Source organism: Rhizobium sp. 768_B6_N1_8 (assembly GCF_051811225.1).
Taxonomy (GTDB): Bacteria; Pseudomonadota; Alphaproteobacteria; order Rhizobiales; family Rhizobiaceae; genus Rhizobium.
In genome coordinates this window covers 218,088-230,707 of sequence record NZ_JBPWPV010000002.1, presented here as the reverse complement: position 1 = coordinate 230,707, position 12,620 = coordinate 218,088, and the positions used below count along the sequence as shown (strand labels likewise).

The window sequence follows — 12,620 nt, the reverse complement described above, 5'->3', positions numbered from 1 at the left end:
CAGCTTTCGCCATTCGAGCTATATTTCATATATAAATAGAATATAGGCGATCCCATCAGTGGGCACCGGGAACTTAAGGCATCGATGTTCGATGAAAAGTTCACAAAATTTGCACATGAATATTTTGTGACAGAAACTTTCTACTCTATTCATGTCATAGAAACTTCATTGGTTACCGCAAATTGAACCAGTTAATAGGGCGTGCGCTCAAGAGGGGGCGCGTCCTATTTTTCGAGGGTTCTCATGCAAGCCAAGCTTCTCGGCGCCGTAGGCGCCCTTCTCGCTACAGCCTTCCTTGCTGCTGGTCCTGCCGCCGCCGCCGAAAAGACCAAGATTGATTTCTGGTTCGGTAACTCGGGCGACATCGCAAAGCGCGTTCAGGAACAGTGCGACCGTTTCAACCAGTCCCAGGGCGACTACGAAGTCGTCTGCACCAGCCAGGGCTCCTACGACGCCTCGCTGCAGAATACGATCGCTGCATTCCGCGCCGGCAAGCAGCCGACCATCGCTCAGGTTTCGGATGCCGGCACACTCGACATCATGCTTTCGGGCGCCTACTACCCGGCCAACAAGCTCATGAGCGACATGGGCTACAATGTTGACTGGAAGGACTATTTCTCCGGTATCGCCGGCTACTACGCAACGTCGAAAGGCGAGATGTACTCCTTCCCCTTCAACTCCTCGACGGCTCTGCTCTATTGGAACAAGGACGCCTTCGCCAAGATCGGCAAGGACCATGCTCCGGCAACCTGGAAGGAAGCAGGCGAAGACTTCAAGGCTCTCAAGGACGCAGGCTATGCTTGCCCGCTCGGCTTCGACATCTCCAACAACGAAGTCTGGCAGTACATTGAGCAGTTCGAAGCCGTCAATGGCGAAGCGATCGCTACGAAGAAGAACGGCTTTGAAGGCCTCGACGCCGAGCTGGTGTTCAACAAGAACCCGATGCTCGTCAGCTACGTCAAGGACCTGAAGTCCTGGTACGACAATAAGCTCGCCGTCATCAAGAACAAGGCTGTCGGCCAGACCTTCGTTGAAGCCTTCGCTGCTGGCGATTGCCAGGTCATCCTGACCTCGGTTGGCGACCACGGCAACGTCGGCCGTACCGCCAAGCAGGGCATGAACTGGGGCGTTTCGATGCTCCCGACCTATGGCGATGCGACCCGTCACAGCTCCTACGTCGGCGGCGCTTCGCTCTGGGTTCTGAAGGGTCATTCGGACGCCGAATACAAGGCTGCTGCTGCCTTCTTCAACTTCATCGCAAAGCCGGAAGAAGCCCTCACCTGGTCAACCGTTACCGGCTACATCCCGGTTCGTAACTCCGGCTTCGAATACCTGAAGAAGCAGGGCTTCTACGACAAGGCTCCCTATGCCGGTCGCGAACTCGCCATTCAGAGCCTGACCGCTTCCCCGGCTGGCGACACCTCTGCAAAGGGCATCCGTCTCGGTGGCCTGCTCCAGGTCCGCACCGAAATCGCTAACGGCCTGCAGGCAATCTTCGTCAACAATGCCGATGTCCAGGCTTCGCTCGACACTGCTGCCGATCGCGGCAACCAGCTCCTGCGTCGCTTCCAGCAGACCTACAAGGGCGTTCAGCTCCCCTAATCGACTGATATGAGACGCACCCGGACCGCTTTGGCGTGCCGGGTGCGTCTTTGCACATTCCCCTACCGGCCGCGGGAGCGACATCGCCGCCCGCGCCAGAACCAAACCAGGACGAAAACGACCACTCATGGAAAAGCGCGTCACTTTCTCCTCGACGACGATCGGCCTTCTCTTCGCATTTCCGATGCTGCTGCTGATCTTCGTCTTCTTCTACTGGCCGAGCGCGCAGGCGCTGTATTGGGCGTTCACGCTCGAGCAGCCATGGGGCGGCGGTAACGCCTGGGTCGGTTTCGACAATTTCAAACTGCTGCTGAGCGACCCGATCTATTGGGACTCCGTCACGCGCAGCATGATCTTCGGTTTCAGTTCGACTGTTATCGCCATGGGGCTGGCACTCATCCTGGCGCTCCTGACGGATCGTGAACTGCGCGGCCATAAAATCTACCGGTCGGTCTTCATCTGGCCCTATGCGATTGCCGCTCCCGCTCTCGGCCTTGCCTTCCGATTCATTCTGGCGCCGGAGGCTGGTCTTCTGTCGGTCATCAACCAGGTCTGGCCCGGCCTCTGGAACCCGGCGCTCGACGGTAAGGATGCCATGATCGCCGTCGTTGTCGCCTTTTCCTGGAAATATATCGGCTACAACTTTATCTTCTTCCTTTCGGCGTTGCAGGGCATTCCACGCTCGCTGATCGAGGCGGCCGCCATGGACGGTTCAGGGCCGCTGCGCCGCATGCGGGATATCCAGCTGCCGCTGCTTACACCGACGCTGTTCTTCCTGCTCGTCATTAACATCACTGAAAGCTTCCAGGATTCCTTCGGTATCGTCGACGTCATGACCCAGGGCGGTCCGGCGCGCGCCACGGATCTCATGGTCTACAAGATCTATTTCGACGGCTTCAGGGGCCTCGATTATTCCGGCGCTGCAGCGCAATCCATGATCCTGATGGGGCTCGTCATCCTGCTCACCATTTTCCAGTTCCGCTTCATCGAGCGGCGCGTGCACTACAAGTGAGGTCGCAAACATGATCGAACGCACGCCAATATTCAATTTCGTCTGCTACACCCTACTCGCACTCGGTCTGGTGATCGCACTCCTGCCTTTCCTGATCGTCATCGTCGCATCGACGCTTGATCTCGAGACAGTCAACCGCGTGCCGCTGCCGCTGGTCCCGAGCAGCCATTTCTGGGAGAACGTGCAGACTGCCTGGGTTCGCGCCGATCTCGGCAACAAGCTGTTTCACAGCGTCATCTTCGCTGCCACGGTCGGCGCCGGCAAGGTCATCCTCTCGGCCATGGCCGCCTTCTCGATCGTCTATTTCCGCTTCCGCGGCCGCTATCTGATCTTCTGGATCATCTTCATCACGCTGATGCTGCCGCTGGAAGTGCGCATCGTGCCGACCTATTCGATCGCCGCCAACGCGCTTCAGCCCTTCCAGGCGATCCTTGATGTCACCGGCATCAGCTGGCTTGTCGCCCAGGTCACCGGCATCCAGATCAAGCTTGAATGGGGTCTTCTGAACTCCTATCCGGGTCTCGTGCTGCCGATGGTCGCCACCGCGACCGGTACCTTCCTCTACCGCCAATTCTACCTGACGGTTCCCGATGAGCTTGCCGAAGCATCGAAGATGGATGGCTCAGGTGCGGTTCGATTCTTCTGGGACGTGCTGTTGCCCCTGTCGCGCCCGAACATGATTGCACTGTTCACTATCATGTTCGTCTGGGCCTGGAACCAGTATCTCTGGCCGCTGCTGATCACGACCGATCCGAAGTTCGGCATCGCCGTCACGCAGCTCAAGACACTCATCCCCTCCGAATTCGGCCTGCCTGACTGGAACGTCGCAATGGCCGGAACATTGATCATCATGTCGCCACCACTGATCCTCGTCATCCTGATGCAGCGTTGGTTCGTGCGCGGCCTTATCTCCACCGAGAAGTGAAAGGAACAGACCCTTGGCACCGATCTCCATCCGTGGCGTGAAAAAGAGCTATGGCAAGAACGCCGTCGTTCATGGCGTCGATCTCGAAATCCAGTCGGGCGAATTCATCGTTATCCTCGGCCCGTCCGGCTGCGGCAAGTCCACGCTGTTGCGCATGGTCGCCGGCCTTGAAGAAATCACCGGGGGCGAAATTGCGATAGACGGCCGCGTGGTCAACCAGCTCGAGCCGCGTGAACGCGGCTGCGCCATGGTCTTCCAGAACTACGCACTCTATCCGCATATGAGCGTTGCCGAGAATATCGGCTATGCGCTCAAGGTCGCCGGCGTGCCGAAGGCCGAACGCGATCGTCGCATCGCCGACGTCGCCAAAGCACTCAGCCTCGAGCCCTTCCTTGAGCGCCGCCCGGCCGCCCTTTCGGGTGGCCAGCGCCAGCGCGTCGCCATGGGCCGTGCGATGATCCGCGAACCGAAGGTTTTCCTCTTCGACGAGCCGCTGTCGAACCTCGACGCCAAGCTGCGTATCGCCATGCGTGCGGAAATCCGCCGCCTGCACCGCCGCCTCGGCGCCACTTCGATCTTCGTCACGCATGACCAGAACGAAGCCATGACGCTTGCCGACCGCATCATCGTCATGAATTCCGGATATGTCGAACAGGTCGGCACGCCGGAAGAGGTCTATCACTATCCCGCAAGCCGCTTCGTTGCGGGCTTCGTCGGCACGCCGGCGATGAACCTGCTGGAAGGCCGCGTCAACGAAAACGGCGTCTTCATCTATGACGAAGGCCGTACGGTCGCTCTTCCGGCCGAGCGTGGCAAGCAGCTTGCCGGCCAGCGCGTCGTTCTCGGTGTACGCGCCGAAGCCGCCCGCCTCGTCTCTCCGGATGCGCCGGGTGCGCTCGTCGCCACTGCCGACTTCATCGAAGAGCTCGGCGCGAGCCGCGTCGTGCACGCCGATTTCGATGGCCTGCCTTTCGCTGTGGCCATGACCGGTTCCGTCTCGCTGAAGACCGGCGACCGTATCGGCATCGCCATCGACCAGGATTCGATCCACCTCTATTCGGCCGACACCGGCGCAGGTCTCGTCGCCCCGGCTGGCACCGGCGCAAAGACCGTCGACGCCTGAGCCTGGCAGCGATGAACAGCTTTTCCGATCTCGCCGCCGGCGACCGCAACCTCGTTGCGGTCGCCGTGGAGACGCTTGTCGCACCGTCAACCGCCTTCTTCGCCGAGGCACGGGCTGCACAGCTGACGCAGGCCGAACATGACCGGCTGGCGGCAACGCAGCCGGCCCTCTCGACGATCGAAGTGGTCCATATCGAGAGCGGCACTCATGCAGGTAACGACCTCGTCGTCGCCGCATGGAATGCCGAACGGCTAAAGTATCCTGCGCCCTCCATCGAACTCGTTCGCCAGAGCGGCGCCGATATCCTGCTGCTGACCGAGGCAGATCTCGGCACAGCACGCGCCGGCAACCGCCATACCGTTGCCGATCTCGCCCGCGATCTCGGCATGTCTTATGTCTTCGGCGTGGAATTCATCGAGCTCGGCCTCGGGGATTCCCGCGAGCGCGAATGGCACAAGGGCGAAACGAATTCGGTTGGTTTCCACGGCAATGCGCTGCTCTCCCGCCTGCCACTCCAGGACGCCGCACTCATCCGCCTCGATGATGGCGGCACATGGTGGACGGATGCCAAGGGTGGTCAAGGCCGCATCGGCGGACGCATGGCAATTGCAGCAAGGGTCGAAACCGCCGTCGGTCCAATCCTCGCCGTCAGCGTGCATCTGGAAAGCAAGACCGATGCAGAGGATCGCGCCAGGCAGACAAGCCGGCTGATCGCGGTGGTAGAAAAGCTCGCCGGCGATCTGCCTGTCGTGATAGGCGGCGACTTCAATACCAATGTCCTTCCCGCCGGAACGCACCAACCGGAAGCGCACGAGCCGCTGTTCGGCCTGCTTGCCGAGGCAGGCTATCACTGGGAAACGGCCAATGACTTCGCTCTCTCGCAGCGCACGCGCCCGGACGGAACGCCTCAGCCACCCTTTGCACGCCTCGACTGGCTATTTGCCCGCGGCCTTGCGGTAAGCGACGCCGCGACCGTTCCGGCTGTCGATGGCGACGGCGTAGCAATCTCCGATCACGAACTGGTCAAGGCGCGTTTTTTCGCGTCCTGACCGGCAACCCTTCGTCATGGCATGTCGTCACGCAAGCGCGCGCGGGGTCGGGTCGCATTCATGCTCGCTCCTTGCTCCCGGACGATAAGCAGCGTCCGCGAGCGGTCATTCATCAGAAACCTTTCATGATGTGTTGCATTCGCGCACTAGCGGGGCTGCTTTAGATATTGCTAACATTCTGCGATTGGCGGGGGCCGGTTGCAAGCGTCAACGAGGGGGCGCTTGCTCAAATGGGATGGCTGCGCGTTGCGTATCTGCGGCCATCCCATACTCGCTTGAATCGAGCGCCTCATCGGCAAGCCAAACAGCAACAAATACGTCTCGTAACAGGCCGTTCCGGCTTCGGCGCCGACAGAGCCCCCATGTCTTCCGCCGGCGAGATGAGAATCTCCTGGAACAATCCACATGACCGGAGAATCCTGTGACGGGCTGTTGACCTTTCGGATTGGCTCGCCCGCGCTCAAGCATGATCCGACATAAGAAAGTCGCGTCAGTACAATTTCCTTTTAGCAAACAACGGAACAGTCGGATCTCGCCATCGTTATGTTCGCAGCAAATGGAGGACGACATGTCTAACGTGTCACGAACAGGAACGGACGAGATCAACAACGCGACAAATCCGAACACGTTCGGGCGATCGGTCGAGAGCAGGGCGCAAATGGAAGACGCTGCGGCGGAAAGTTCAACGCACCCTACCGGAGAGCCTCTCGGCATCTATCGGCTTGAACCGATCGCAACAGCAGATGATCCGAGATGGGTGAATTCGCCGGGCCATGGCGTGGTGGTAGTCGCAGCGAGAACGGCAGGTGACGCACGGATCATTGCGGCCGGGCGCGAACTTGACTTCATGGAGATTGATGCGGCACCTGCCGACGATGTCACCACGACAAATGCCAGTTCATTTCGTGACGACAAGCTTTACACGGTTGTCGAGATTGATCGGAATCGAACCGATGTTATGCGAGGTGTGCTTGAGGGTGAGATTGCGGTGGATACGATCCGGCCCGTGCAGCCCGATTGAACGAAGCGATCCAAGGATTTAGCGATTCTGGTTTTCTGCCGCAGCCGGCTTCCGTCGGGACGGTCACCGCTCAATAAATCCCTGGATCAATCCGCTATTTCACCCAGCGTGTCGGCAACATAGGCGCCGCGCATACCCATCACCCTCGGTTTTCCCGTCGTCGTATCTTTTGCGGTCTGGTGTTCAAGTTCGGCATTCAGTTCTGCCCCGACGATCAGGATCGCGACCGAAAGCCAAATCCAGACAAGGAAGCCGATCAACGCGCCGAGCGTTCCGTAAGTCGCGTTGTAGTTCGCGAACCGGTCGAGGTAGACAGACAAGCCGAGCGACATGAGAAACCAGACAAATGTCGTCACCAGAGCACCCCATGTCATCCACCTCAGACGAGCCGGCTCACGGCTGGGACCGAACCGATAGATGGCCATGACGGCGGCAACGACCACGGCCAGGAATAGCGGCCATCTGAGAACGAGCGCCATCTGCTCCTGGAAGCGATCAAGCCAGAGGAAAGACAGCACCACGGGCATCACGGCTACCAGTCCGATGAGAATGATCGCGGTGATGATGGCGCAGACCGTGAAACAGAGCGCGATCAGGTTCAGGCGGACCAGGCTGCGTTTCTCCCCCTCTCCATAGGCCACGTTCATGGCATCGAAGAGCGCAAGCGTGCCGCTATGTGTGCTCCACAAAGCGATAGCCAGTCCGATGAAAAAAGCTATGCCGAGCGCACTGTCGCGTCGCTCCACGAGAGAACGGATCTGTTCCGAAACGAGCTCGAAGGCGCCTGGCGGCAGCACCGCTGCCAGTTCGTCCAGATGTTCCGACATGGTGAGAGGATTTGCGAAAAGACCGTAAAGGGAAACCAATGCCGCAAGTGCCGGGAACATCGCAAGCAGAAGGTAGAAAGTCACCCCGGCGGCGATCAGCATCACCCTGTCCTCTAACACCTCATGCACGACACGCCAGAATACGTCTTTTAACCCTTTCCTTGGAATGGATTCCGGGACCGAGGCCTGCCGCCCATGACTGTCGCCGCCTGTTGACACATCAGCCCGCGTGGCCGCCTCCGGACTGATGTCGAAACGGCGCATCGCAAGCAGGATGCCGGCAAATGTAGCGAGCGACAGGATCGCTGTTGATCTCAGGCTGACTTGAAAATTCATGCGCATCGCCTCTCTGCCTCCGTTCGGCATAACGATGAACGCGCGATCACGCCTAAAGGTGCAACTCCGCAATTGATATTGTGGACTGATAGGCAACTGATCGTCATGCAGGTCGCGCGTCTATGGAACTTCGGTCATCGCCCGTTGTTTCCATCTGATTGGAGGACGCCTGATGACATCAATGTCAAAAGAAGAGCTATCCAGGCACTTGAAGAAGCTGGATTTCTGCATGTTTTCGACACGCGGAGCCTCGAAACGGATGAACACTCGCCCGATGAGCAACAATGGCGACGTCGAATATGACGGTGATTCCTGGTTTTTCTCCTATGCGGACACCCGCAAAATATTGGAGATTAGGAAAGACAGCGCAGTGCTGCTGACCTTTACGGCGCCCCCGCACCTGCTCGGCAAGCCGGGGATCTTCATCGCAATCGATGGTGACGCCTCTCTCATCGAGGACATTTCACAATTCGAGAACCATTGGGCCAAGGGGCTGGAACGATGGTTTCCCGAGGGCGTACACACGCCTGGGCTTATCCTGATCAAGGTTGCAGCGCTTTCGGCTCAATACTGGGACGGCGAAGAGAACGGAAAAGTCGACCTCTAATATCTTCAAGCTATGATCTGCACTGATGCGCGCATAAAAGCCAACGCTGCGTAAGCATGCCCAAGAGGTGATCGACACAAGAAATCACCCTTGCGCGGCCAGGTGGAAAAGCTGGCCGCGAAAATATTTCAGCTATCTTCGAGCAACGCCAATTCATGGCAAGACCGCCTACAGACGCGCGATTGCTTCTCCAAGTTCCTTTCGAAGCTTTTCAAGCCGAGTGCGCACCTCGTCGCGTTGCGCCCGTAGCTCTTTGATGGACCGCTCTTGTTCCGTCAGGTCGTGAAGGAACTGCTGCTTGAGCGGCGTATCACCGACAGAGGCGAGCATTGCGGATATACGCGAAGACTCCGATGTTGCGTCCTCAATCGCCTGCATAACCGTCGACAGGTCCCTTTCCGCTTCCGTCTGAGCCGTCCTCGCCGTCACAAGGCGCCGAAGCTTCTCGGCAATTTCCGGGGACGGCCCTTCGTCGAGCCATTGCAGGATCACCGTGTCATCGATATCGGCAATCGCCTGCGTCTCGCTCTCGGTCATGCGCCAGTCGATGGTCGTCGAAACCTTCTTGCCGGCGGGCACGATGACAGTCGCCCGTGCACCTTGCGGCGTTTCTTCCACATTCTCTGATGGAACGAGCTCCCACTCTGCCATGCCTAGGTCTTCCGCGATGAACGTCCTGTCGGCATCCGCGCCCCAGGCGGTGAAGGTCTTTCGCATGCGACGTTCGAGCGTCGCGTCGAGATAGCCGTCCTTAACGACAACCGTTCGGAAGGAGCTAGACGTGGTGGTTGCCATTTCCTGCTCGATCTTCTGATCAGCTGCAAATGTCGCCGTTTCCACTCCGCCGGGCTTCATGTTACCTATGCGTGCATCGCCGACATAGCGCCCTTTTTCGTCATAGACCGCCGCGATCGCCGGCGGCAACGAGCTACCCGTGTCGTTCGTCAGCACCAGCGCGGCATCCGGATGTTGGGCTCCTTCACGATAGAGAGCAACGAACTTCGCCTCGATCTCACGATCGAGGATCGGCACGGAAATCGTCTCGCCGTTCTTCAGGTCGTATGCGCCAGGAAGATCGAAGTTTGCGACCACGTCACCTTCGTTGGCAGTGGCCGTGACAGTGGCGGCCGGAGCGGCCATAACGGGTGCAGGAGCCTCGGCGGCCGGCCTATTCAGCAACGCACCCTCAACCATACTCCGTTTGGCGCCTGCTCCGTCCAGAAATGCGGTCGAAACCTCCGGACGTGATGGCCATGTTCTTGCGTACAGTCTCTGGCGAAGCGTCACTGGCTTACCTGATGTCAGGGATATCGAAACCCCGTGCCAGTCTTCGCCGGACGCGTTCTCCAGCACGGCCCATGCTTGCAATCGCGCTTTGCCCTTGGCGTCGACAATGATCCTGTAGGAGGGCTTCCAGAGCGGGGCTGCGACGACATAGGAGATGTCTACTGCCGCGGACGCCTTGCCATCGAGCGCAATGGTGACCGTTCGCGTCCCCTGCACTCTGTCGCTCGACAGCAGTTCCGCTGCCCGGGCAATCATCTCGGCATCTTTGGCGTCGTCGAGTTTGTAAGCCATGGCGCCACCGATCTCGGCAACGTCAAACGCGCCGCTGTCAAGCATCACGATCAGCCGAGCGCGCTGCTTCTCCGTCGGAGGTTCTACCCCGACGATGCGTCCCTTCACCCCGTTCGCAGAGACAGGCGCGCCTCTCAGAGCCCTCAGCACACCGGCGGCCGAATCCAGATCTTGCGGCTTGATCGGCAGCACCTTGAATGTTTCGTCGACCATGCTCGGGCCGGTGGTCGAAAGCCCCTTCACGGGCGCCGGCCCCGATACGACGAGAGTCTTCAGGAAGTCATCCATCTGGTCTGTCGGCACCTCAACGACGGCGTTGCCGTCGTCCCCGACATTAAGACTGCGCACATATTCGGCCACACCACCGGAGGACAGCCGGATCGACTTAATCGTTCCGCTTTGCGCCGATGCGGTTGTGGACAGCAATACTGCGGTAAACGCCGCACAGACAGCGGATGCGTATTTCATGTGGCCCCCTCGATATTTAATCCCGCCGCAGAATGAGCGTAAAAAAGGGGCGGCATTTCGACAGGAAATTGCTTTTGCGTGCGCCGTCGTCTACCCGTTCGGCGAGGCGACCAAATCTCTGCAGGAGATGTCCATCTTCGATGCGATATCGGGCAAAGATGTCGTGAAAATGAGAAGGCGAACGCCTATATACGTCGCTCGAGTCTGTTTGAAAGGAAATCCGTCATGACTATCAATGGAAGCCTGCTCGTCGCGGGATCGGAAAAGCGCGGCACGCGTGGCGAGCTCTACGGCGTCGAGGCAGCCACAGGGACGGCACTGCCCGTCTCTTTCGGTGGCGCCTCCGGCGAAGACGTCGAAGAGGCAACCAGGCTTGCATGGGAAGCGTTCGCCTCCTACCGGGAAACCGATCTGGAAACGCGCGCTGCCTTTCTTGAAACGATTGCCAGTGAGATCGAGTCTATCGGCGACGAGCTGATCGTGCGGGCGATGGCGGAAACCGGACTTCCGCGCGGACGTCTCGAGGGCGAGCGCGCACGCACGATGGGACAGCTTCGGCTGTTTGCGAAGGAGGTTCGCGAAGGCCGGTTCCAGGAACTTCGTTTCGACGGCGCGGACCCCTCCCGCAAGCCGGTTCCGAAGCCTGATCTGCGTCTTCGCAATGTTCCGCTCGGCCCCGTCGCCGTTTTCGGCGCATCGAACTTTCCGCTCGCCTTCTCGGTCGCCGGCGGCGACACGGCATCTGCGCTGGCAGCAGGATGCCCCGTCGTCGTCAAGGCCCACTCCGCTCATCCAGGCACATCGGAACTGGTCGGCCGCGCCGTTCAGCGCGCCGTCGCCAAGGCCGGCCTGCATGCCGGCACCTTCGCGCTTCTCTTCGATACCGGCTTCGAGGTCGGGCAGAAGCTTGTCGCCGATGCCAGAATCCGGGCCGTCGGCTTCACCGGTTCGCGCCGCGGCGGTACTGCGCTGATGAAGATTTCGTCCGAGCGCAAGCAGCCGATCCCGGTCTATGCGGAAATGAGCAGCATCAATCCGGTCATCTTCTTCCCCAATGCCCTGAAAAGCCGCGCAACGGAGATTGCAACGGCCTTCGTGGGCTCGCTGGTCCTGGGTGCCGGACAGTTCTGCACCAATCCCGGCCTCATTCTCGCCGTCGATAGCGAAGGTCTGGACACTTTCATTGCGAAGACACGGGAGCTTCTGCCTGATGTCGGCGCACAGACGATGCTCACGGGCTCCATCGCCAAGGCATTCTGCGATGGCGTCGCCCGGCTGGAAAAGCATCCCGAAGTCCGCCTCGTTGCCAATGGCAAGCCGGGCAGTGAATTCGAAGGCACGGCCGCTCTCTTCGAGACGACAGCTTCGGCATTCCTTGCGCATCACGAGCTTCAGGATGAGGTCTTCGGTGCAGCCGGCCTCATCGTTCGCTGCCGCGATCTTGCAGAACTCGAGCGCGTCCTCGATGGCCTCGAAGGCCAGCTGACCGTTGCCCTGCACATTGCGAGCGAAGACGAGCCGGACGCAAAGCGCCTTGTTCCCAAGCTGGAAATGCTGGCCGGAAGACTGCTCGTGAACGGCTTCGGAACCGGCGTCGAAGTATCGCCTGCCATGGTGCATGGCGGCCCCTATCCGGCAACTGCCGACGGCAGATCGACCTCCGTCGGGACGCTCGCTATCTACAGGTTCCTGCGGCCCGTTTCGTACCAGGATTTCACCAGTAACCTGCTTCCGGCTTCTCTGCGTTGATATATCGGAGCTTGCCAGACTTCAGACGGCGGCGTCTCTAAGGGGACCGCCGAAGAGATTGGCAAGCTCCCGCACCGGCTGCAAACAGACACCAGCTTGACTGATAGCAGCTGGCGCGGCGGCGTCAGGTGCGGATCCTCGTTCGCAAGAGCGTCATTTTGCCAGTGACATCGGCGCCATTCTCTGCAAGAAAGAGTGCCGTTGAGAGACAGGGGCGCCCGTTCGCAAGAACTGGCTGAGAAGCACCCTTCGAACCTGAACCGGATAATGCCGGCGGAGGGAGTCGCTCGGGTCGAAGCCTGCTTCATCGCACGATCGTTCCC

10 protein-coding genes and 1 riboswitch are annotated in these 12,620 nt (G+C 59.6%); of the genes, 8 read left to right on the top strand and 2 right to left on the bottom strand.

The genetic code is table 11. The features are described 5' to 3' along the window. The first annotated feature begins 243 nt into the window (after positions 1-243). The 6 genes from AB8B33_RS25325 (at position 244) to AB8B33_RS25300 (ending at position 6,732) form a co-directional block, all read left to right on the top strand. Complete coding sequence (locus AB8B33_RS25325) at positions 244-1,602, top strand: extracellular solute-binding protein (RefSeq protein WP_310382299.1); 1,359 nt, start codon at positions 244-246, stop codon at positions 1,600-1,602. Positions 1,603-1,729: 127 nt separating this feature from the next. Further along, positions 1,730-2,614 carry a carbohydrate ABC transporter permease gene (locus AB8B33_RS25320; RefSeq protein WP_439017464.1) on the top strand — a complete coding sequence of 295 codons (885 nt, stop codon included), beginning with the start codon at positions 1,730-1,732 and terminating at the stop codon, positions 2,612-2,614. A 10-nt stretch (positions 2,615-2,624) separates the two neighbouring features. Next, positions 2,625-3,539, top strand: coding sequence for an ABC transporter permease subunit (locus tag AB8B33_RS25315; protein WP_310382297.1), 915 nt, complete (start codon positions 2,625-2,627; stop codon positions 3,537-3,539). 13 nt (positions 3,540-3,552) lie between these two features. After that, positions 3,553-4,662, top strand: coding sequence for a sn-glycerol-3-phosphate ABC transporter ATP-binding protein UgpC (ugpC, locus tag AB8B33_RS25310; RefSeq protein ID WP_439017463.1), 1,110 nt, complete (start codon positions 3,553-3,555; stop codon positions 4,660-4,662). A gap of 11 nt (positions 4,663-4,673) precedes the next feature. After that, positions 4,674-5,711 carry an endonuclease/exonuclease/phosphatase family protein gene (locus tag AB8B33_RS25305; protein WP_439017462.1) on the top strand — a complete coding sequence of 346 codons (1,038 nt, stop codon included), beginning with the start codon at positions 4,674-4,676 and terminating at the stop codon, positions 5,709-5,711. Positions 5,712-6,279: 568 nt separating this feature from the next. Then, on the top strand, positions 6,280-6,732 hold the full coding sequence (locus AB8B33_RS25300; protein WP_439018847.1) for a hypothetical protein: 453 nt from the start codon (positions 6,280-6,282) through the stop codon (positions 6,730-6,732). 86 nt (positions 6,733-6,818) lie between these two features. On the opposite strand, the gene AB8B33_RS25295 is transcribed toward AB8B33_RS25300, so the two are convergent. Further along, positions 6,819-7,895 (bottom strand): YihY/virulence factor BrkB family protein, encoded by a 1,077-nt coding sequence (locus AB8B33_RS25295; RefSeq protein ID WP_439017461.1) that lies wholly within the window; start codon positions 7,893-7,895, stop codon positions 6,819-6,821. Positions 7,896-8,067: 172 nt separating this feature from the next. Between AB8B33_RS25295 and AB8B33_RS25290 the strand changes: the two genes are divergently transcribed. Then, the gene (locus tag AB8B33_RS25290; RefSeq protein WP_439017460.1) at positions 8,068-8,502 is read left to right on the top strand and encodes a pyridoxamine 5'-phosphate oxidase family protein; all 435 of its coding nucleotides are present in this window, start codon (positions 8,068-8,070) and stop codon (positions 8,500-8,502) included. A 168-nt stretch (positions 8,503-8,670) separates the two neighbouring features. On the opposite strand, the gene AB8B33_RS25285 is transcribed toward AB8B33_RS25290, so the two are convergent. After that, positions 8,671-10,548, bottom strand: a complete 1,878-nt coding sequence (locus tag AB8B33_RS25285) for a DUF4139 domain-containing protein (RefSeq protein ID WP_439017459.1) — start codon at positions 10,546-10,548, stop codon at positions 8,671-8,673. Between the two features lie 225 nt (positions 10,549-10,773). Here AB8B33_RS25285 and AB8B33_RS25280 point away from each other — a divergent pair, with 225 nt between their 5' ends. Continuing rightward, a complete protein-coding gene (locus AB8B33_RS25280) occupies positions 10,774-12,297 on the top strand; it encodes an aldehyde dehydrogenase (NADP(+)) (protein ID WP_439017458.1) in 1,524 nt (507 codons plus the stop codon). A gap of 200 nt (positions 12,298-12,497) precedes the next feature. Further along, positions 12,498-12,596, top strand: a riboswitch (TPP riboswitch). Positions 12,597-12,620: the final 24 nt, after the last annotated feature.